The sequence below is a fragment of the Edaphocola aurantiacus genome (assembly GCF_019797745.1).
Taxonomy (GTDB): Bacteria; Bacteroidota; Bacteroidia; order Chitinophagales; family Chitinophagaceae; genus Edaphocola; species Edaphocola aurantiacus.
The window spans coordinates 380,175-403,567 of the sequence record NZ_VOSI01000001.1; the positions used below are offsets into that span (position 1 = coordinate 380,175).

The 23,393-nt window shown below is 42.1% G+C and carries 17 protein-coding genes and 2 tRNA genes; 9 read left to right on the plus strand and 10 right to left on the minus strand.

The features are described from left to right. The first annotated feature begins 43 nt into the window (after positions 1-43). The 8 genes from FTD44_RS01590 (at position 44) to FTD44_RS01625 (ending at position 9,470) form a co-directional block, all read left to right on the plus strand. Positions 44-970 (plus strand): cytochrome-c peroxidase, encoded by a 927-nt coding sequence (locus FTD44_RS01590; protein WP_222164861.1) that lies wholly within the window; start codon positions 44-46, stop codon positions 968-970. Next, positions 963-2,039 (plus strand): cytochrome-c peroxidase, encoded by a 1,077-nt coding sequence (locus FTD44_RS01595; RefSeq protein ID WP_222164862.1) that lies wholly within the window; start codon positions 963-965, stop codon positions 2,037-2,039. The genes FTD44_RS01590 and FTD44_RS01595 overlap by 8 nt, the downstream gene beginning before the upstream one ends. Before the next feature lie 442 nt (positions 2,040-2,481). Next, a complete protein-coding gene (locus tag FTD44_RS01600) occupies positions 2,482-4,437 on the plus strand; it encodes a sensor histidine kinase (protein ID WP_222164863.1) in 1,956 nt (651 codons plus the stop codon). Between the two features lie 150 nt (positions 4,438-4,587). Continuing rightward, the gene (locus FTD44_RS01605; RefSeq protein ID WP_222164864.1) at positions 4,588-5,226 is read left to right on the plus strand and encodes a response regulator transcription factor; all 639 of its coding nucleotides are present in this window, start codon (positions 4,588-4,590) and stop codon (positions 5,224-5,226) included. A 354-nt stretch (positions 5,227-5,580) separates the two neighbouring features. Then, positions 5,581-7,929, plus strand: a complete 2,349-nt coding sequence (locus FTD44_RS01610; RefSeq protein WP_222164865.1) for a T9SS type A sorting domain-containing protein — start codon at positions 5,581-5,583, stop codon at positions 7,927-7,929. A gap of 302 nt (positions 7,930-8,231) precedes the next feature. Beyond that, positions 8,232-8,381: a hypothetical protein gene (locus tag FTD44_RS01615; protein ID WP_222164866.1), complete on the plus strand. Its 150-nt coding sequence runs from the start codon at positions 8,232-8,234 to the stop codon at positions 8,379-8,381. A 66-nt stretch (positions 8,382-8,447) separates the two neighbouring features. After that, a complete protein-coding gene (locus FTD44_RS01620) occupies positions 8,448-8,852 on the plus strand; it encodes a hypothetical protein (RefSeq protein WP_222164867.1) in 405 nt (134 codons plus the stop codon). Positions 8,853-8,963: 111 nt separating this feature from the next. Then, positions 8,964-9,470 (plus strand): DUF2004 domain-containing protein, encoded by a 507-nt coding sequence (locus FTD44_RS01625; protein WP_222164868.1) that lies wholly within the window; start codon positions 8,964-8,966, stop codon positions 9,468-9,470. Between the two features lie 209 nt (positions 9,471-9,679). Here the strand turns inward: FTD44_RS01625 and FTD44_RS01630 are convergent. The 5 genes from FTD44_RS01630 to FTD44_RS01650 all read right to left on the minus strand — a co-directional run bounded on the left by FTD44_RS01630 (position 9,680) and on the right by FTD44_RS01650 (position 13,373). Then, positions 9,680-9,753 (minus strand) — tRNA-Pro (locus FTD44_RS01630). A 29-nt stretch (positions 9,754-9,782) separates the two neighbouring features. Next, positions 9,783-9,871 (minus strand) — tRNA-Ser (locus FTD44_RS01635). Positions 9,872-9,967: 96 nt separating this feature from the next. Next, positions 9,968-11,440: a chromosomal replication initiator protein DnaA gene (dnaA, locus tag FTD44_RS01640; RefSeq protein WP_129020981.1), complete on the minus strand. Its 1,473-nt coding sequence runs from the start codon at positions 11,438-11,440 to the stop codon at positions 9,968-9,970. 273 nt (positions 11,441-11,713) lie between these two features. Beyond that, entirely contained in the window at positions 11,714-12,631 is a 918-nt protein-coding gene (locus FTD44_RS01645) for a bifunctional metallophosphatase/5'-nucleotidase (RefSeq protein ID WP_129020980.1), read from the minus strand. Then, complete coding sequence (locus FTD44_RS01650) at positions 12,621-13,373, minus strand: 5'-nucleotidase C-terminal domain-containing protein (RefSeq protein WP_222164869.1); 753 nt, start codon at positions 13,371-13,373, stop codon at positions 12,621-12,623. Before FTD44_RS01650 ends, FTD44_RS01645 begins: the two co-directional genes overlap by 11 nt. A gap of 186 nt (positions 13,374-13,559) precedes the next feature. Here FTD44_RS01650 and FTD44_RS01655 point away from each other — a divergent pair, with 186 nt between their 5' ends. Next, positions 13,560-16,070: a bifunctional UDP-N-acetylmuramoyl-tripeptide:D-alanyl-D-alanine ligase/alanine racemase gene (locus FTD44_RS01655; RefSeq protein WP_222164870.1), complete on the plus strand. Its 2,511-nt coding sequence runs from the start codon at positions 13,560-13,562 to the stop codon at positions 16,068-16,070. A 146-nt stretch (positions 16,071-16,216) separates the two neighbouring features. Here FTD44_RS01655 and FTD44_RS01660 read toward each other — a convergent pair whose 3' ends face one another. The 5 genes from FTD44_RS01660 to FTD44_RS01680 all read right to left on the minus strand — a co-directional run bounded on the left by FTD44_RS01660 (position 16,217) and on the right by FTD44_RS01680 (position 23,322). Further along, positions 16,217-16,579 (minus strand): hypothetical protein, encoded by a 363-nt coding sequence (locus tag FTD44_RS01660; protein ID WP_222164871.1) that lies wholly within the window; start codon positions 16,577-16,579, stop codon positions 16,217-16,219. A 115-nt stretch (positions 16,580-16,694) separates the two neighbouring features. Next, complete coding sequence (locus tag FTD44_RS01665) at positions 16,695-17,381, minus strand: response regulator transcription factor (protein ID WP_129020975.1); 687 nt, start codon at positions 17,379-17,381, stop codon at positions 16,695-16,697. Positions 17,382-18,255: 874 nt separating this feature from the next. Further along, a complete protein-coding gene (locus tag FTD44_RS01670; protein ID WP_222164872.1) occupies positions 18,256-20,388 on the minus strand; it encodes a S9 family peptidase in 2,133 nt (710 codons plus the stop codon). Positions 20,389-20,468: 80 nt separating this feature from the next. Continuing rightward, positions 20,469-22,598 (minus strand): S46 family peptidase, encoded by a 2,130-nt coding sequence (locus FTD44_RS01675; protein WP_222164873.1) that lies wholly within the window; start codon positions 22,596-22,598, stop codon positions 20,469-20,471. A gap of 106 nt (positions 22,599-22,704) precedes the next feature. Further along, entirely contained in the window at positions 22,705-23,322 is a 618-nt protein-coding gene (locus tag FTD44_RS01680) for a deoxynucleoside kinase (protein WP_222164874.1), read from the minus strand. Positions 23,323-23,393 lie beyond the last annotated feature (71 nt).

Genomic DNA, 23,393 nt, shown 5'->3' on the forward strand with positions numbered 1-23,393 from the left:
CTGTAGCAAGACGTCCATACCTGTCGGTTCAGAACCGGCACTAATGGCTATTCCCAAAGGCTTTACCCAGATGAGTATTCCTGCGGATAATGCCTTTTCGATGAGCCGCTGGCAACTGGGCAAACGGCTGTTTTATGACAAAACACTTTCGGTTAATAATACGATCAGCTGTGGGTCCTGCCATAAAGCTTCGCTGGCGTTCAGCGATTCTGTCGCCCTCAGTAATGGGGTGAATGAAGCCGCTGGTACCAGTAATGCCCCTACGCTGGCCAATGTCGGTTACCAGACCTCCTACACCCGTGCGGGAGGGGTACCTACGCTGGAAATGCAGGTACTGGTGCCTATACAGGAGCATAATGAATTCAATACGTCCATACTCGATATTGTGCAGAAACTTTCTGCTGATACTACCTACCAGTCTATGGCACAGGAAGCCTATAGCCGCAGTATAGATCCGTATGTAATTACCCGGGCCCTGGCTTGTTTCGAGCGCAGCCTCATCAGTGGCAACAGTCGTTTTGACCAGTATTATTACCAGGGGAAAAGTAATGCGCTATCTGCCGAGGAATTACAGGGCATGCAATTGTTTTTTTCTGAAAGGACCAATTGTTCCGGCTGTCATAGTGACTTCAACTTTACCAACTATCGTTTTGAGAATAATGGTTTGTATCAGCAGTACAGTGACAGTGGCCGTATGCGCTTTACCCATCTCGAAAGTGACCGTGCCCGATTCAAAGTACCCACCCTGCGTAATATTGCCTTTACAGCACCTTATATGCATGATGGCAGCATCAGCAGCCTGGAAGCGGTCATTGAGCATTATAATTCCGGAGGAGTCGCGCATCCCAATAAGAGTGCGCTGATCAGGCCCCTGCAACTTAGTCCGCAGGAAAAAGCAAGTCTGGTCGCTTTCCTCAAATCCTTATCTGATTACACATTTATCCGTAATAAAAAATTCAAAAATGAATAAGCTTAAAGTACTGCTGTTCATCCTTCTGTCTGCCTTCATTGTATCGGTGAATGCCTGTACCAAAGACAGAGATGATACCGCAAATGAACCCTATACCCTGGCATACGGAAACTTTCCGCCGCCTAACCTACCTGCCGACAATGCGCTGACCAAAGAAGGCGTAAAACTGGGCCGGATGCTGTTTTACGACAAGATCCTCTCCCGCACCAATACCATATCCTGTGCTTCCTGCCATATGCAACAGTTTGCCTTTACCGATACGGCTACCCTGTCTATAGGGGTACGCGGACTGCATGGTAAGAGACAGGCCATGAGTGTATTTAATATGGCTTGGCATAACAATGAATTCTTCTGGGATGGCCGTGCGCATCTCCTGCGCGATCAGTCGCTGATGCCGATACAGGATGAACTGGAAATGGACGAGACGCTGGATAATGTCCTGGCCAAGCTTAATGCCAGCGAGACGTACCGCAAGCAGTTCAAAAAAGCATTCGGCACAGATAATATTAATTCCCTGCTCCTGTCTAAAGCCCTGGAACAGTTTATGCTGACCATCGTCTCCCAAAATTCTAAGTACGATGATTTTATGGCGGGCAAAGCCACACTGACGACTGAAGAAGAGCGTGGCCGCTTCCTGTTCTTTACGGAATACAATCCGGGCTTCCCGAATGCATCCGGTGCGGACTGCCGACACTGCCACAGCGGGGCTGACTTTGAGAATAATCAGTTTATGAATAATGGCCTGGATGCCGATGGCGCCATTACAGATTTCGGAAGAGAGAAGGTTACGCACAATAGTAATGATCGTGCGAAGTTTAAGGTACCTTCTTTACGCAATATTGCCCTGACTGCTCCGTATATGCATGACGGCCGTTTCAAGACCCTGGAGCAGGTAGTGGATCACTATAACCTGGTGACCGGCTCTGCCACACTAGACCCGTCCTTCCTGCAGCAATTGCCCAATGGTTTACAGTTAACCGCTGCAGACAAAGCTGCACTGGTAGCCTTTCTTAAGACATTAACCGATACCAAGCTGACCACTAACCCGGAGTACAGCAGCCCGTTTTAAGTAACAGCAATTTATTTATCATATAAAAGCCCTCACTAAACATAGTGAGGGCTTTTATATGATATACAGATGTATTACTTACAGCCATACACTGTTTCAACCAGACTATCTATACCAGAGTAACTAATGTACATATTTTCAGCAGTACCAAATGAAAAGGTAATAGCACCCCCTATCGGCACAGTACATTTCCATTTATACATATACTATAGCTCATTATCGAAATGGGAGGATGAAAATACATTTGTAATCCCGGGCAAAAAAGGTGAACTCGAGCGTAAGAGACACTATTAATCAGCACATTTAGTAATCTCTCTTGTGTGCAATAAAGTTCATTCATGCACGTATATTGTATCTTTACACCCTCCGCCGGGCATGTTCCGTTGATGGATCCATAATATTAATGCCAATGGGTATAAAATCAACAATAGCTAACTGTTTTATGTATAAACTCATCTTCAGGTTAACCTGCATAATCGCTATATTATTATTTTACAGTTGCAATTCCGATCGATCGAAGGCTGCAATTGTACATCTTTCTCCTATAGATTCTGCACTGGTCGACTCTTTATCAAATGTTTATTATTCCGATCGTTATTCAGATCAGCAAAAAACGCTATCTATATTGCGCGCCCAGAAAGCAATATACGACAAGTACAATCCAGAAGTTAGCCAGGTTGATTTTTATCACAGCATAGTGTCCTATTTTTCTCAAATCGGAATGTTTGATTCGGCAAGAATCTACGTGGATAGTCAATGGCAGTTCTCACAACATAACCATTTGCTGGCAAAAAATCTTAAAGCTGCGGTGTACGCTACTAAAGCGGATTACTTTGCAGGGCAGCAATTGTGGGATTCTGCAATCAGTAATAACCTGCAAGCATTGGCATTACTGAAGGAATGTCCGGATAAAAAACAGTCATTGAATATTGCTGATGCCATTTCTTTAGCATATATGCATCAGGGAAACTTTGAAAGAGCTTTTTATCATTACCGGCCTTATATTGACCGGTTGAATGAACCTGATGCTCCATCCCGAAAGCTTGATATCTTAATGAATATTATCTCGATGGGCATTGAATCTGGAAACGACTCTTTAGCAAAAATTGGAGAAAAATGTCTTTTTATGGCAAAGTCCCTTGCCGACTCTATATATCTGGAGAATGCACAACCTGCACTTGACTACAACCTGGCATGTTATTATTTTGGAATCAATAGTATTGACAGTGGTTTGTATTACAGTAATAAGGCACTTGCCAATATTCAAACCCAAAAAGGAGCTGAGCTTAATCCTGAGCTTATCTATGTATTGATCCTGGAAAACCTTATCCCCAAAGGTCGGTATAAAGAGGCGGAGACTATATATAAAGAAATGCAACAAAATACAGATACAGCAAAGTACTCAAGAGAAAGTAAACATAATTACTATGAATTTGGTTATCAACTGGCTCTAAAAGCGGGTTCTGCAAGTAATGCACTAAAAGCACTACAGAGACTCCAGGCTATTGACGAGGAAATGTATAAATACACGAATAGCGATCAATTGCTGAAGTATGAAGTAGAAATGAAGCGTTTAGCTAATGAGAACTTTGTCAGAGAAAAGGAGTACGAGGCGAAGAACCAGCGGAATTACGTATGGTCCGCTACCATCATTGCTATCCTGGCATTAGGATTCAGCATTTATATATATTACCACTGGAAGAAAAAACGATTACTGGAGCATAAGTATTGGCAGCAGCAGCAAAAGCAGCAGATAGTAGAACATAAAAACCAATTGCTGGAGGAGCGTAACCGAATAGCCAGAGAAATGCATGATGACCTTGGCACTACACTGACTACTACGTTCATGGCAGTGGAAATGGTCGAGCTTTTCCCAGAGAACAAGGAGCATCTGCAAATGATACGCAATACCGCCAATACATTGTATCAGCAGGTAGGCGAGGTGATCTGGAATTTGAATGTACAGAATGATGATATCGGTAGTCTTAATAGTTATATGATTCGTTTTGTCCGTGAATTTCTCTCTACTGCCGGGATAAAACTAAATTGGAATACCCAAATAGACAATATATCAAAGTTTATACCCTCATTTCAGCGGCGGATGATCTATCTCTCTGTTAAGGAAATAATCAATAATATCGTAAAACATGCTCAGGCAACGGTAGTCAACATAAACGTTGTGCAAGATGGTGATTTGTATAAATTAATTGTCGAAGATGATGGAATAGGGATACAGTCCGGTAAGGAGCAGGCAAATAGCAAATATGGAAGCAGTGGGTACGGGATGGCTAATATTAACCTTAATATATCACGGATATTAGGAACAGTGAACTGGCAGCAGGTAAGTCCTGCAGGGGGAAGCCGTGTAACAATAAGTGTATTGATCGCTGATGAGTAGTTGACCAGGGCATTTTAACAGGCGTCAGGAGCGTTAATCACCCAACAATTGAAAAAAGTATAGTATGGTTAATCAATCTGGGTCAAAAACAGTACAAAAGTTATTGCGCTTCTTCTTTTTTCAAGATGCAATATAGACGATATTTACAGTATGATAACAGTAGTAATAGTTGAAGATCAGCCAGATCATCAACATCTCTTTAAAGCTATTATAAACAAAAGTCAATTCTTTAACTGTATTGGCATTTACAGTAATGGGAAAGACGCGATTGAAGGTATTATAAACACTAGACCTAATGCTGTAATAATGGATATTGGGTTGCCTGATATGTCCGGGGTTGAATGTATAAGGGTATTAAAACCATTGGTCGAAGATGTCAAATTTATGATTTGTACCGTGTTTGAAGATGATGCTAGTATATTTGAAGCCTTAAAAGCAGGTGCCGATTCTTATATTGTAAAGGAAAGTAAGTCATATCAAATAATTGATGCTCTATTAGCAATGCACAATGGAGATATGCCCATTAGTAGTTGTATTGCAACTAAATTGCTTAGTTATTTGCCTAAATCCGATGAATCGTCGTTACAAAAACAAATAGAATATTCAATTACGGACCAAGAGGTTACTATTCTTGAACTTCTTGCTGAGGGTTACTGTTACCAGGAAATAGCTGATAAACTAAAGCTAAAACTCCATGTTTTAAAACGGCATATTTATAATATATTTATTAAAATGAAGGTAAAGAACAGAACGACTGCTATTAATAAGTACTTCTCAAACAAAGAATAAAGACCAAATGGGTTGCCTGTTGCAACCCATTTTTAATTGTTATACATATTAAAATACCTATCAAATAATTGCAATTGCAATTATTGTGCCATACGCTCAGAAAAAAGCAGAAACAGTACTTTAGTTATTTTGTGAAATTTATTTCATTAAATACCACTCTCTCGTAAATAACTGATTATCAATAAAAGCATTGTGAAATCTTAAGCTGATAGTCAATTTCATTCTATGAATATCTATCTCATTAACAACCTGTTACGAATAAACAGTACTTAAGTTCTCCAGCACTCTAATCAATTGAGCGCAAGCCTCATATAATTTTGGACAGAATTTTAAATATGATCAAAACCAAATGTTATGAGTAAAATGAACAACAAACTATTTGCGCTTTATGCTATTGGGAGCCTTGCCTTAACAAGCAAAATATATGCTCAGGTACAGCCTATTACTTCTATTGATGCTTACTATGAAACATCATTATCAGGTAATGTATCCTATAATGTAAATTCAAACTTCACCCAATATTTTGGGACTACGGGCAATAGCAACCAGAATGATCTTCAGCTACAAAGCTATATGGCTGGGGGTAAAAACTATGTATTATCTACATTGCTGCCATCTACCGTTAAATTTAGAAGGGTTGACAATGCGAATGCTACCGGAGATAAAATCATCTTATTTTTCGAAATCAATGACGCTATGTATACTGCTCCTGTAGCAGGCAATTGGTTATCGGCAAGTAATAAATATATGAGATCATCTTACATGGACTCAATGGAGCTGGCATTTACCGGACGTACTATTAACCGGGGTAGTGATAATATTTTAGGCAATGAAGGTAATAACCAAGGTAATAATAACAATATTGAACGTATTGATGTAGTATTCGATACGCCAAGGGATATTAAAGCGAATAATGGCAATGGTATTACTTTGTTTGAACGTGGTACTCCGACAAATCATGGTGGCATAAAAGTTGCCTTAATTTTATCGGTTGATGCTCAGGGAAATCCGACAAGTTATAGTAACATTTATACCGTAACAAATTCGGCATGGGGGGCTACAGATATTATTGCAGATAAACCATATGGAATCATGAATAGTACGGCATTTGGAGGTTCCGCAATACCTGCACCGTATCAAATTGCTGCTATTGATGCCGTGACCCAATCTATTGGCGGAGTGTTTATTCCATTTGTAGGCAGCTTTGGCCTTGCAGCAACAAGTACACCAACAGTATACGGCTATTCTATTATGGCCGGAGATGTTACTGCGACAAACAGCAGTGAGATATTAGATTTTACAAATTCCAGCATTTTCCCCACTAATACCGATGGAAATGACAATACCATTGGTGGTATGGATCTGATCGCAGTTACAATGGACTTTGAAGATGCGACTCTTGATCCGGTTACAATAGGCGGGAATGTATTTGATGATGGTAATGGTCTGGCTGATGCCACTATTAATGGCACTCCTGTTAACACCGTTTCCGGCCAACAATTATATGTAACACTATTTGATCGTAATACCGGGTTGGTAATTGCAAGTGTTCCTGTGGCTGCAAACGGTTCATGGACCATGCCGAATATTCCTAAAAACTCGACTTACAACCTTTCAATCGGTACTACACTGGGTACAGTTGGGAGTGCTAATCCCGGAGCAAATATTCCTTCTGACTGGAAGCATACTGCGGAATGGCAGGGAGCAAATGTATCCGGCACTTTCCCGGGTAATGTGCAGGGTGATGGATTCCTTCTTATTACAGTCGGCTCTACTGATATTCTTGACCTTGACTTTGGATTAGACAAAAAGCCTGTTCCAAATTCTCAAACCTATACTTTAGATGCTCCACCAGCAATGAACTCAACCTTAACCTTAAATGGTACTGGTGCTATCAACAGCCCTGCAACACTCAGTGGAACAGATGCTGAAGACGGTGCAAAAGGATCTGGAAGTACTTTTGTAATTACAACTATTCCGGCTCAGAATGAACTATGGTATAATGGTGTTAAGATCACAAATACTGATACTATACCAAACTTTAATCCGGCCTTATTATCCGTAAAATTCACCAGTGGAGGTACAAGTTCTGTGAGCTTTAATTATACAATTTTAGACAATGCAGGTGTTGCTGGTGCGTCGGTACAATATTCTATTACATTCCCGGGTGCTTTACCAGCGATCTTGACTGGCTTTACAGCGCAATTAAAAGGTAAAGATGTACAAGTTAACTGGACTAGTGCATTAGAAATGAATGTTGGTCGTTATTTGATTGAGCACAGTATTAATGGTACTGACTTTGAAGTGATCGGAAGCCAGGTGGCAAAAGGAAATAGTGTAGATGTTAATAATTACAAATTCATTCATAACAACGTAACGAATGGCACTCATTATTACCGCCTGCGTATTCAGGACAATGATGGAAGTAGCGCTTTATCTGCTGTTAAGGCGGTAAGATTGAATTCCGTTGATCAGATCAGTGTTAGTCCAAATCCGGTTTTTGACAAAGCATCTGTTAAGGGATTGAACGAGAAGGATGTTGTTTCTGTATATGATATAAATGGTCGTGTTGTTTATACCTCTGTTGCTAAAGAATCTTCAGTTATTGTAGACTTTTCTTTACTTAATCCAGGAGTATACTTCATCAATATAACAGATGTACAGTCAACTGTAAAATACACAGGAAAAGTGATTAAGAAATAAGAGTGAGTACCTTCATAAACCTCTAATTTTTACCCCTATAAACAAAAAGCTTTCAAGTTTCTACTTGAAAGCTTTTTGTTTACACAATACATAAAGACTGTCAGTTGATAGTTATAATAAATGGATTGAAATTGGTTTCCAACAAAATCCAAATACAGATTACTGGAACATAAAGGAGGAGATACAAGTACAACTTCGAAAACTATTACCACTGGATCATTTAATGGAAATAAAATTGACCAGGGGAATTCCCGGGGAAATTTGACGATAGAGCTATAGCCTCTCAAAGTATAAAACCGCAAATGATGCAAGTTATGCACAACTATTATAATAATATGATGCATGAAGCGGTTGAAGCATACGAAGGTGTGGTAGAGACACAGAGAACAGGCTACCCGGCATTGTCATCTGATATTGATGTAGTATATTACAATCCAAATAGAGGGAAATAGATTATGTTATTGATGATGGAACATAAGCGCCAATTAACATTCAATCCACCCCTTAATTCATAAGCAATGAAATACATCACATTGATTACAATCCTATTTTTTTTATCATGTAATATGACAAAAAGAAATAAACAACCTCTAGAGCATAAACAGCAACATAAGGAAAATGAATATTTAGTAACAAAAATCGATTCTATTCCCAAAGCTTATATCATTTATGTTGAGAGAAATGATTCAATATTTAAATTAGTATCTTTAAAGGAGGGCAATAATTTATGTACAAAAATTATTGCCGGTAATTATTATGAACTTAATTTAGGTTCCTGGCTTAATGCTGACAAACCATCATTAATTCATTCCGATGGATTATATGTTTCTGGGGTAGGTGTATCATTTAGCGATGAAAATATTGTGCAGAATATATTTTATGCAAAGAACTTAAAAGGATTATGTATATCCAAGACTAATTAACTACAATAATTTATATTTTGACGATCGCATTAAGGTATTTCATTTCAGTAAATAATTAAAAGGTTGAGACCTTTAATAGATAACCTATTTTTAATGTTCAATTAAACAAAAATGAAAAACTATACCTTACCCTACTTCGGAACAATAGATTTTGATAACATGGAAAGCGAGTATTACGCGAACATGACATTAAGCAATGACCAGATTGTACTGGAATTAAACCTATTGGATGATACTATAGATTTAGAGCAGTTGGATGCAATTAAAACCTTTTTAAATAATATTGAGCATATCCTTAAAAAGCCCAAAGCTTATATTGAGCATGCAAGTGCGGACGGTTCAGAAGAAGGTGTTGAGATGTATGTCGACCATCATCTGCAGGAATTCAACAATGAAACATTGAAGGAAATACTTGCCTATTCCCATCCCGATACTGATCTCAAAACAGCAATGATCAAAGCCTTAAGGCCCGTTCGTATTAGTATTGATATAGAAGATACAGAGCACGAACCTACAGTCGTCATTGACTATACTATTGACCCGGACAAAACGCAGTATATTCTTGTTTGTGAAACAAAACTTGATGGATCAGTATTATCGACTTCAATGGAAAGTTAGCATTCCTAGCTAAGTTCATTTTTGGATAATCGAAGCAGCGTCAACAGGAAAGCTAATTCATAAACAAGGCCATTGAAATTGCTGTCAAACTCACTATGATATTGGGATTCAGGAAATGTATGGTAAAATGAAATATTACAAGCCTGTCTGGATTTTCTGATAGCACTAAAAACGAAAAAGTCATCCAAATGGATGACTTTTTCGTTTTGTAGGGAAGACAGGGTTCGAACCTGCGACCCCCTGGTCCCAAACCAGGTGCGCTACCGGACTGCGCTACTTCCCTATCCGGTCTTTCAATCTTAATCAAAAGTGCGGTGAGGGGGGGATTCGAACCCCCGGTACAGTTTGACCCGTACGGCAGTTTAGCAAACTGCTGATTTCAGCCACTCATCCACCTCACCAGACCATTAAGAACTTTGTTTCTTTCGCTATCGAAAGGAGTGCAAAGGTATATTTTACTTTTTAGAAAAACAAATTTTTGTTGAACTTTTTTTCTCCTACATCGCCGCCAGCTGCACTTTATGCTGGATTTCAAGGAATGACTCGCGATACTTTTCATCTGTCTTCAGGAAGTCTTCTACTTTCTGTACAGAGTGGATCACCGTAGTGTGGTCGCGCTTACCGAAATGGTCTCCGATTGTCTTTAAAGAACACTTGGTAAACTTCTTCGCCAGGTACATCGCAATCTGTCTGGCGTTCACCACATCACCCGTTCGGGTCTTCGATTGCAGCTTATCATAATCGATCTTGAAATAGGTACAAACCATCTTCTGGATATCTCCTATACCAATTTCTTTTTCCGGCGTTTTGATCAGGTTTTTCACCACACGTTTTGCCAGCTCCAGGTCTATATCTTTCTTCAGTAAAGTAGACTGTGCCAGGATGGAAATAACGGCCCCTCTCAGGTCACGGATATTGTTCTGAATATTGAATGCAATGTACTGTGCTACCTCTTCAGAGATCTCTGTACCCTCATTGCGCATAATCACCTCAAGGATAGCCTTACGCGTTTCAAAGTCGGGCTGCATCATCTCTGCCGTCAGTCCCCAGCGGAAACGACTCAGCAGGCGCTCCTGCATGCCATCAAGGTCCTTAGGTGCCGTATCGCTCGTCAATACAATCTGCTTACCATTCTGGTGCAGGTGATTGAAGATCGCGAACAGCGCATCCTGTGCCTTAGGCGCATTGGTAAAAATATGAATATCATCCAGCAGCAAGACGTCGATCAGTTGGTAGAAATTAATAAAATCTCCTACTTCACGATTTTTGGAATGCTCGATATATTGATTGATAAATTTTTCGGCACTTACATACAACACCGTTTTGTTCGGATGCTGCTTGCGCACTTCATTACCAATAGCCTGCATCAGGTGGGTTTTACCGCAACCGGTACCACCAAAGATCATCAGGGGATTGAATGAAGTTTCGCCTGGTTTTTGTGCGACACGCAGACCGGAGTTGCGGCAAAGAATGTTACACTCTCCTTCGATAAAGTTATCAAAGACCAGATTTACATTCAACTGCGCATCAATCTGCATACGCTTCATACCCGGAATGGCAAACGGATTCTTGATCTTGGAAGGATCCTCTACCATCAGCGGCATGTCTATATAATTACTCTCTTTGCTCGGTCTTGCATGACTGCTTGCAGGCAGTTGCATGGTAGCCGGTTGCTTCTGAGAGTTGTTCTCCATCTGTATGCGGTAAGCAAGCTGACCGGAACGGCCTAAGACTCTTTTGATGGTTTTGGCCAGCAACTCAACATAGTGCTCTTCCAGCCATTCGTAGAAGAACTGGCTTGGCACCTGTATGGTGAGGATATTATTGGTCAAATCAACCGCGCGGATCGGCAGGAACCATGTCTGATAAGCCCTTCTGTTGACATTATCTTCAATGATAGACAAACATCTCTCCCAAGCGATGGCAGGGTCGAGGTGCTCGTGCTGAACGGTAGGTTGAGGTTGATTCATTTAGTTATAATAGAGGTTGCTGATATTCAGAAAAATATGTCTTAAATGCTATTCCTAATTTACAGAGGCGACAAATCCACGTCAGTATGACTATTACTTTTAAAAAAAGTTGCATACTGAACAGTTAATTGGCTTACTAAAACTAGTAAATTGTTTCGCTACTTACCCCTCATTACAAGGGCCGGTCTTCACGGAAGAGTTGTCGAATCTCTCTGCATTTAGGAATTCAAAATTCTAAACAAAATGTGTAAAAAAAAAATTTTTTCCTCTTGTTTATTTGCTCAGAATTACAGTGTGGGCTTTCATGTTTTTTAATTCATTCTTATGATTAAAAACAAAATCTATCCTGCCTAAACGGAGTCCTGCCCAGCCTACCTGGTTGACCAGCACATCCTTGCCCACCTTGTTTTTCAGGCTTACAGGCTCCGGCAAAAAGGTATGCGTATGCCCCCCGATAATGAGATCAATATCGGTTGTTTCTGCAGCTAAAACATGGTCGCTGACTTTGTCACTTTCATACCTGTAACCCAGGTGTGATAAGCATATGATCATATCACAACCTTCTTTATTTTTCAACAGGTGCACCACCTCTTTTGCAGTCACTACAGGATCATTATACCATACCTTTCCGTAATTCTCCCTGGCTACCAAGCCATGAAGCTGGATACCCAGTCCGAATACGCCTATTTTCAACGGTCCCCGGCGAAATACTTTATAAGGTTTTACCTTGCCCTCCAGCAGGGTATGCTTAAAATTATAATTGGCTACCAGGAAGGGAAAGTTTGCATGCGGCAATTGCGCTGCAAAACCCTCCAGGCCTATATCAAAATCGTGATTACCCATGGTGCTGGCATCATAGCCCATACGGCTCATAGCCATTATTTCCGGCTCTCCTTTATACTCATTAAAGTAAGGCGTGCCCTGAAAGATATCACCGGCATCCAGCAGCAGTATATGCTCCCGCTCTTTGCGAATGCGGGCGATCTCGGTTGCGCGGGCTACAATACCACCCTGCCCCGGATAGTTGCGATCATCTTCCGGAAAAGGATCGAGGCGGGAATGTGTATCATTGGTATGCAATATGGTCAGGCTGATATCCTGCGCCGCCAAAGCCTCAAAAGGAAAGCTCTGTGTAGCCAGCAATCCACTGCCTATGGCCACTTTCTTGATAAAATCTCTTCTATTCTGCATTGCGTACTCTGTTTTGAAGGTCCTGGTAAATTGTATTTCCTTTCAGGGCGCCCGAGCGCACCTTATCCATAAGCGCATCTCTCAGGAAAACGGATGAGGGGTATTTCTTGCAGGATTTCAGGAAATCACAATCATCACCCCCATTGGCTATATAATCAGAAACGGCTACTTTATAGACCAGGTGCGGATTTACAGGTTTGCCCTGTACCAGTACCTGCTCTGCCTGCCCATTCCGGATGACATACGCCATACCGCTGACCGGCCATCCTTTTCGTTTCGCCATATGATTGCAGAACTGCAGCAATACCTGACCCGGCACCTCCAGTATAGTCACCATATTATCAAAGGGCATCAGCTCATATATACGACCTTTGGTAATCGCGCCTTTAGGGATAAAAGGAATGCGTAAGCCACCATAGTTCACTACAGAAACCTCTACGCCATCCTGCAGTTTTCGCGCTGCATCCAGCTGTGCGTCTGCTGCAAAATTGCCCATGTTACATTCGGGCAATGCCTTGGTCAGGCTCACATCTGAATAACCGATTACCTGATTCATATTACTGTCCATCTTTTGCTTGTAAGGGCTCAGGAACCTGACCATGCCCGTGTCTGCAGGGATCGTATCAGATATAGTCAGATTTACCGCCTGATGACGGGTATTCAGATACTGTTGTTTCGGGCTGCAGGCTGCGATAAGCGCTACTCCGGCCAGGCTCAGGAAACGTGTTATTTTTTGGCGCATGATCTGCTTATTTGTAATCGTAAAATTGCAGTAATTTATATTAACAGGGATTAAAAAATTTTTACTTTTTGTTTGGAATAACAAGACCGTAACTTTGCATTCCGGCCGGCAAAAAGCTAGTTTGCTATATCGGCATTCCGTATATTTGAACAGCCGAACATTATACATTACATTTAAAATACCATCATGTTACTTTCCGCCATTATACGCTCCCTGTCCCTGCCTGCACTACACTCCGAAACGGATATAGACATACAGGAACTGATCATTGACAGCCGCAAGGTTGTTAATGCTGCACATGCGTTGTTTGTAGCATTAAAAGGGCATAAAAGAGACGGACATGAGTACCTGGACAATGCCTATACAAAAGGCATACGCAACTTCCTGGTATCGGATGCGCAGATAGACACCACTTCCTTTCCAGATGCAGTGTGGATTACAGTACCGGATACACTGGTTGCACTACAGGCAATCGGACACTATAATCGGATACAGTACCAGTACCCGCTGATCGGTATTACCGGCAGCAATGGAAAGACTATTGTGAAAGAGTGGTTGTACGAATTATTATCTCAATGTGCCCCTTATAACCAGCATGCAGGACCGGTGCGCAGTCCGAAGAGTTATAACTCGCAGATCGGGGTACCGCTTTCCCTCTGGATGATGCAGCCTGAGCATACCATAGGCATCTTTGAGGCAGGCATCTCAGAACCCGGAGAAATGGCAGCTCTGGCCGCGATGATTCGTCCGGAGATTGGCCTGCTGACCAATATTGGAGATGCACACAGCGAGCACTTCCGCAATAAGGCGGAAAAGATCCGCGAAAAGTTATTGCTGTTTGCCGAAAGCAAAGTACTGATCTATTGTTCGGACAATGATGAGCTACATGCAGAGGTGGCTGCAATGGTAGCACAAAGACACCAGACCCACCCTTTATCTTTATTTACCTGGTCTTATTACAAAGAAGCAACCCTCCGTATAACCCATACCCGTACAGAAGACCATATAACCCATATTACAGCCTTACACCAGGGAACGGAATTACAGATCTCCATTCCCTATACGGACCGCGCTTATATAGAAGATGCTATTCATTGCTGGTGTACTTTACTGCAGCTGGGCATTGCCGCAGAACGGGCAGCACAGCTGATTCCGATGCTGCATCCGGTAGCGATGCGCCTGCAACTGGTAGAGGGTATCAATAACTGTACCCTGATCAATGACTCTTATAACGCTGATTATACCTCTCTGCAGATCGCCCTGGACTTTCTTAACCAGCAACAGCAACATGGGCGCAAGACCCTGATACTATCCGATATCCTGCAGGTAAAAAAAGACTATCATACCTTTTATGAAAAAGTAGCGGCACTGTTACAGCAAAAAGGCATCAACCGCCTGATCGGGATCGGACCACGGTTGAATGAGCATAAAGCCGCATTCGGCGCATATCCGGAAATGGAGCAACAGTTCTATACCGATACAGATGACTTCCTGAACAAAAGCAATACCGCTATGTTTCATGAAGAGACCATCCTGCTGAAAGGCGCGCGCGAGTTCGCTTTTGAGCAGATAGAAGCCATGCTGGAAGAGAAGAAACACCAGACCGTAATGGAGGTAGATTTATCTGCCATGCACCATAACCTGAAGGTGTACCAGAATATGCTGCAACCGGGTGTAAAACTGATGACTATGGTTAAGGCCTTCTCCTACGGAACCGGTAGCTTTGAGATTGCGAACCTGCTGCAATATGCCGGCGTAGACTACCTTACGGTGGCCTACCTGGACGAGGGCATTGCCCTGCGCAAATCGGGCATTACCATGCCTATTATGGTCATGAGCCCCGAGCTGGCCTCTTATGAGCAGATGATCTCCTGGAAGATAGAACCGGAAATCTTCAGCCAGCTATCGCTTGAACAGTTTATCAGGGTTGCTGCACAAAAAGATGCTGAGGCCTATCCGATACACATTAAGCTGGATACGGGCATGCACCGGCTGGGCTTTAATGAAAGCGAATTGCCCCAACTGGTACAAACCTTACTAAACCATCCGCAGGTCGAGGTTAAAAGTATATTCAGTCACCTGGCAGGTAGCGATGAGGCCCGTTTTGATGACTTTACACAACTACAGGCAGAACGATATACCCGCATGAGCGATTACCTGCTGGAAGCCCTGCCTTACCGTCCCATACGACACTTATGCAATACTTCAGCCATATCGCGATTCCCGGATCTGCAGTTTGATATGGTGCGCCTGGGGATCGGCTTGTATGGCATTGACCCCAATCCATCGACCAGCAGCCTCTTACAGCCTGTCGGATCGCTTAAGACTACCGTAGCACAGATACGTACTTTAAAGGCCGGGGAAACGGTTGGCTACAGCCGCAGAGGACAGATCAACCAGGACAGTACCGTAGCAACTGTGCGTATTGGCTATGCAGACGGCTATTTCCGGAACTTCGGGAATGGCAAGGGGGGAATGCTCATCCACGGACAGTTCGCCCCTACACTGGGCTCTATCTGCATGGATATGTGTATGCTGGATATTACAGGCATCTCTAATGTGCAGGTAGGCGATACCGTAACGGTATTTGGCACCGGGCTACCGGTTACCCGCCTTGCAGGCTGGGCCGACACCATTCCTTATGAGATCATGACTTCGGTATCTCAAAGGGTAAAAAGGGTATACACTAATGAGTAAGTAGAAAATACTGAGCTGTACCCTGCTGAACTCTTGCTGGGCATAGTACAGGTGGACAGCAACAACGAAACTATAAAGATCCATAATAAGAAAGGCCCCGGAAATGTTCCGGGGCCTTTCTTATTATGGTGTACAAACAGAATAGATTATTTCTGATCGTACAGTCTTAATGACTTATCGGCTTGTTCCAGCCATTGATTAATTTTTTTGGTCTCGAATTCTTTCAAACCACTGATCCAGCTCTGGTTGTCGGTTTTCCAGGTACTGATCTTGGCTTTCAGATCGGCCAGCTTAGCGGTTTCGTTCTTTTTAGCAGCAACAACATACTGCTTAAAGTACTGATCCAGCTGTTCCATTTTCTGGTTAGATGCCTGATCTTCAACATAAGGCACGTCCTGTGCATAATGAATGTTGTAAGTCTGGCTGTTTTTGCCTGCCTGCTGGGCGGATACTTGTACGCTAAGGGTGGTAGCAAACAAGAGGGCGAAAGGGAGAATCATTCTTTTCATGTTGAACACTTTGCATACAAATATATAAAAAAATCAATAAATATCAAATTTTAGACAGCAAAAAGTCCTGTACAAAAATTGCACAGGACTTTTTTTATAGTAAAAAACGTTTTGTCTATTCTGACATTTCAAATTTGTAGCCTACCCCTTTTACGGTGGTGATGAGGTCAATACCCATCTTCTGACGGATTTTACGTACGTGTACGTCAATCGTACGGTCGCCTACAATCACATCTGTACCCCATACTTTCTGCAGAATCTCATTACGCAGGAACACACGGCCCGGTTTGGAAGCCAGCAGGTTCAGCAATTCGAATTCTTTTTTAGCCAGGATGATTTCTTCTTCTTTATAAGTAACCGAGAATTTGGTTTTATTGATCACCAGGTCACCGAAGCTGATCACCGATTCTTCATCACGATCTTTCTTCACGCGGCGCAGGGCAATATTCAGACGGGTTACCAGCAGATCCGGCTTTATCGGTTTGGTAATGTAATCGTCTGCCCCCAGCTCCAGACCCATGATCTCTGATTTCTCATCGCTCATCGCTGTAAGGAAGATCACGATAGTACTGTCGAGGCTCGGGATCTGTCTGAGTTCTTTAATGGTTTGAAAACCGTCTTTTCCCGGCATCATTACATCGAGCAGGATCAGGTCAGGATTAAAATGTCTGGCTACACGTACCGCATCATTACCGTTGGTAGAAGAGGATACTTCGTAACCCGCTTTTTCTAAATTGTAACAAATGAATTCTACAATGGGTTGTTCATCGTCTACAACCAGTATTTTACCTTTTGGAAGCATCAGGATTTGTATTTTTAAAATTGTACCGCAATATTAAAGACTCTTAACAAATAATTCATATTATGTTATTGTAAACATCGGGTCCTGTATTTCATTTCAGCTAAAAATATAGACAATTACACACTGTTCAATTGCATTTATTAACCCTTTTGCAACGAAAATGACTCACAAATCTGTGATCAATATACAGATTTTTACCGGTAATCAGCAAGAAATCGATCCAAAAAAATATCTGGTAAATACTAACATACACTTCAGTATTACACAGCGTATTTGCCTTATCTATGCAGGTGTATTTAGAGTGCCCATAATATTATATAGAAACAAAGATTTGCCTTTTTTCTCGAGTTCCTTTTTATGGCTACCTTTTGCCTTGATGCAAAAGGTACCGCCAAAAAATCAAGGCTGTATAAATCCCTGGCTAAAAATCAATGTGTCGGCCGGTCGCAAACCAGACTCGCTGCGCTCAGACAGTGGTTTACGACTTTATCGACCGAGCCAATGATTTTATGAACGCCGGATTTATAAGGCCTTTCGAGCGATCTGTTCTGTACGGATCGCTTATTGTTTTCATCACAGCGATAGCCATTTTGGAGTGGAGCTGCGATCGTTGAGCAGTGAACGCGTCACACGTTAAGCTCAGACGATCAATGCACGCAACGATACAAAATGGCGGTGCCCCGCAATCGCCTTGATGAAAACAAAGGCATTTTTGGTCCTTTTGTTGCCGGACAAAAGGACGAATAAAATAGTTGACTACATGCAGATAGTCAGTTAATCATTATTACAGCGTACATACCCGACAGATAATAACCTTTAAATAGAAAGAGGTACACAATAATTGTGTACCTCTTTCTATTTATTAAAACCTGTATTACTTCAGATAATCATCAAAATAATCAGCGATTTTCTGCATCAGGTGTACCCTGTCTTTACCACCAACATTATGCGGGTGACCAGGGTATACGAAATAGTCCAGCTGTACATTTTTATCTACACAAGCCTTGATAAATTTCATAGAGTGCTGCCATACCACTACATCATCCTGCGCACCATGAATCATCAATAATTTACCTTTCAGATTCTCCACTTTGGTCAGCAGGTTATTATCTGCATAACCTTTAGGATTTTCCTGAGGAGTGTCCATATAACGCTCTGTATACATGATCTCGTACATGCTCCAGTCGATTACCGGACCACCGGCTACAGCTACTTTAAACACACCCGGATGACGCAGCATCAGAGAGGTCGTCATAAAGCCACCAAAGCTCCAGCCATGTACACCCATACGGGAAGCATCTACAAATGATAAACCTTTCAGGTAGTTTACACCCACCAGCTGATCATTCATCTCTACAGTACCTAACTGACGGAAGGTAGCCTGCTCAAATTTCTGACCACGATTACCACTGCCACGACCATCCATAGTAAAGATCACATAACCACGCTGTGCCATATATTCGTACCACAGATTACCGCTGGCCGGATAGTTATCCGTGATCAGTTGTACGTGAGGGCCGTTATATAAATATACAATTGTCGGGTATTTTTTAGCCGGATCAAAGTTTGTCGGGTAGATCAGTTTACCAAACAGCGGTGTACCATCATCAGCCATCAGGGTTACTTCCTGTACTTTAGGACGCTCGTAGCTTACCAGCGGGTCTTTAGCGGTAAGAATATTCTTCACCAGCTTACCATTGCTTTGCACCACATTGATATTACGCGGCGTAGTGGCATTACTGTAACGGTCGATCAGGTAACTGCCGGATTGGCTCAGGTCTACCGTATGCACACCATTACCCTGGTCCAGGCGCTTCATGGCACCAGTACTCAGGTTTACTGCATAAGCATGTTTTTCTTTTGCAGACTCTTTTGTTGAAGAGATGATCACTTCATTAGACTTCGTGAAGCCAATCAGCTCATTCACCACCCATGATCCTGAAGTAACAGCGTTCAGTAATTTACCGCTGGTGTTGTAACGGTATAAATGGGCGAAACCATCACGCTCACTCCACCATAGGAACTCATTGTTCTTACCCGGGATAAAGGTCAGCGGATGCTGCGGTTCTACATACTTGTCATTCTTTTCTTCAAATAATGTTTTTACCAGATCACCGGTACGGGCATCATACTGGTTCAACCACATATGGTTCTGCGCACGGTTCAGTACAGCTACATAAATATGCTGCTCATCAGGACTCCAGGTCACGGCAGTCAGGTACTGGTCCTTAGGCGTGCCGGTTTTCAGGAATACTGTTTTACGGGTAGCAATATTATACACGCCGATAGTCACCTCATGTGATTTACCACCGGACATCGGGTATTTAATGTTTTCATTTTTTGCAGGCGTAACGGCCCAGTTGATAACCGGATAGTCATTCACCATACTTTCATCCATGCGGTAGAAAGCAACAAAGTTCTGCTTAGGTGAAATGAAGATACCACCATCGATACCAAATTCATTACGGTGTACACTCTGACCGTTCTTGATATGTGCGGTCTCCGCATCATTGGTGATCACGTGTTTGTTCTTCTGTGCATCTACCAGTTGCAGGTTATTACCAACAGTATAAGCCACCATACGGCCGCTCACTTTCAGGTTCTCTGCTGCACGATCGATAGAGAATGGTCTTTCTACCAGTAAATTATTGCTGGCATTACCTAAGAAATACAGATCGTTTTTCAGCTGAAAATAAGGCACTTCATTATCCCAGTGTATGGCCGGAATGGTACGCAGACTATCTTTCCCGAATACCAGCTGGTTAAAACTGCTTAAAGAGATCCATGGTGTCTCTTTCATAGAAGGCACTGCCGTTTTGAATACCTGGTTGTTTTTGGTAAACACATAGGCATCTTCATTCGGCAACCAGCTCAGCTGGCTCAGGTTCTCTACCGCAAGATTGGTGCGTAAGCCCAGTACGGCATCATTCATGCTGAACTGTTTGTTCTGTGCCGAAAGACCGAATGCTCCGGAGACAAAACTTAAGAGTAATAAATATTTTTTCATGTATTTAAATCTTTCTGAATAATGATAAAAACAAAATGCTACGACCGATAATGATCGTAGCATTGTATATGGTTGCAAGCTTATTTTACGACCTGCATTTCTTCGATCAGGTTTTTCGCGCCACCCAGTTTATCAATGATAAACAGTACGAAACGAGAATCTACAACGATCGTTCTTTTGTATTGTTTGTCGAAAGCGATATCACCGCTCATCGCTTCCCAGTTACCGTCAAATGCCAGACCAATCAGTTCTCCGTTCTTGTTGATCACCGGACTACCGCTGTTACCACCGGTAATGTCATTATTGGTAATAAAACAGGTTACGATTGTACCATTCGCATTTGCATACTCTCCGTAGTTTTTATCATTGTATAAATTGATAAATTCTTTAGGCAGGTCAAACTCATAGTCATTTGGTTTGTACTTAGCCATCAGACCATCGATAGTTGAATAGTAGTTATAAGTAACCGCATCCTGAGGGTTATAACCACCAACAGAACCGTAGGTTACACGCATAGTGGAGTTCGCATCCGGAGACCATGCTTTTTCTGGCTGCATTTTCATCAGGCCATCGATATAATCTTTAGCCAGTTTACCTTTAGCCAATTGGTATGTTTCCAGTTTCTCTTTAAAGTTTTTATCCTGGTTGTCCATGAAGCTACCCATATATTGTACAGCAGGATCATTTTTCAGCACATCCGCATTCGGGTTGGTTACGAAGAAATCAAATTTCTTGTTGTCCAGTAAAATGGTGTTATCTGCCAGGTACTGTGCATAGTTTTTGAATGCTTCAGCAGGCTTATTGCTGTCAAATTTCTTGAAGATAACCGAATTATAGATAGTCGGCTGCTGGCTTGCAGGAATCTCCATATAATACATCTCCATAGTTTTAGCCAGGATCTCCTGGTCAACCTGTGCAACATAATCTTCCATCAGGCTGTTACGGTATGATTTCAGACCATTTACCGCTTTAGTAATGTCTTCTTTTTTACCGGTTTCAATCACCTTCAGTACGCTGTTTGCTCTGGCAGCCAGTTTAGCCAGTACCGGAGCCGAAATACCTTCTGACAGGTATACGTTTTGTTTCGCGTAAGGGCGGTAAGCCGCATAGATCTTACCGAAATCTGCCATAATGTTTTTATAACCCGGACGGTTTTTAGCAGCCCAATCCGTGAATGCAGCTTCGTTCTTTTGCTTGTCTGCAATTACATTCAGGCGTTTCAGCTGTTCTGTCTGACCGATATAATATTTCCAGTAGTTCGCAATGCTTGCATAGCTGGAAGCCAGTTTCAGGTTCACCGCTTTATCCTGACGCATGTATTTACGCATAATAGCCAGGCGGGCATCACGCAGCTCCACGATAGAAGGGTTCACTTCATTGATCGCCATATCTACACCGTAAGAAGTTTCATAACGGTTAGTACGGCCAGGATAACCCATAACCATAGCATAGTCGGTATTTTCTACACCCTGAATGTTTACAGGTAAGAATTTTTTAGGCTTGTATGGAACGTTATCTTTAGAGTATTTAGCCGGTTTGTTATCCTTGTTGGCATACACACGGAACATAGAGAAATCCGCAGTATGACGAGGCCACATCCAGTTATCGGTATCACCACCATATTTACCTAAAGATTTAGGAGGGGTACCTACCAGGCGCACGTCAGTATATACTTCATACACCAGCAGGAAGTATTGGTTACCGCCAAAGTAAGAAGAGATTTGTGAAGCATATTTACCACCTTCGTTTGCCTCGGCAGTGATATCTTCTAAGATTTTATCGGTTTTCTTTGTTTTCTTCTGAGCAGCTACAACCTTCTCTGTCACATCTTCCATACGTACCAGGAATTTCACACTCAGCCCTGCAGCTGGTAATTCCTGATCCATAGACTTAGCCCAGAAACCGTCTTCCAGATAGTTTTTATCAACAGTACTCAGGTCAGCAATATTACCATAACCACAGTGATGGTTAGTGATCAGCAAACCGCTCGCAGAGATAATCTCTCCGGTACAGCCACCTCCGAAATGTACGATTGCATCTTTCAGGCTAGCCTGATTAATGCTGTATACGTCTTCAGCAGACAGGCGGAAACCCTTAGCTTTCATTGAATCGATATTTTTACCGATCAGCATAGGGATCCACATCCCTTCATCAGCACGCGCACTGAACAAAGTACAGGCAGCGGCAAAGGATAATAAAATTTTCTTCATTATTCTTGATTAGATTTAAAATAGAAATCAACGCAATTTACAACGCTTTTCGCAGGCATAAAAGCATTAAAACAAAAATCCCCCAGAAAGGGGGATAAGTATATTTTTACTGAACAGTGAAAAAGTGGTGTTCGAAATCGTAATCCTTTTCGAGGAACTGCACCAGTTCATTAAAATGTTCATCACTTTCAAAATCAACATTATTCATTTCAACCATCAATACCTTAGAATGTTGCTTCAGGAAAGGCTGGTAAGCATTCTGTACCTTCTCAAGGTATTCTGTACTGATATGCTGTTCGTAGCTACGTCCGCGTTTCTGTATATTCTGCTTTAATTTACTGATAGAAGCATGGAGGTAGATGAGCAGATCCGGTTTCATGACCGGTGGCTTGAGGTTATCCATTACCCGTTTAAACAATTCCATCTCGTGTTGCGTAAGCGTCACTCCGGCAAACAGGTTGGATTTTCCATATAAGTAATCTGCAACAATCATCGGTGCATCTGCGTCCAGTTTGCGTAACTGTTCAAATCGGTCCAGCAGGAAGTGCAGCTCAACCGGCAATGCATATTGTGCCTGATTTTCGTAGAAGGAAGAGATAAATGGATTTTCAGAAAAAGTCTCCAGCACCAGCTCTGCATTATAATGTGCGGCCAGGCGTTTTGCCAGTGTCGTTTTCCCCGAACCTATATTCCCTTCAACTGCAATAAAACGATAATGCGACATCTCTAATTTTCCGAATTTTGGAGCACAAAAGTAACAAAGCAGGCGAGCAGATAAAAAAATAGTTGTACACA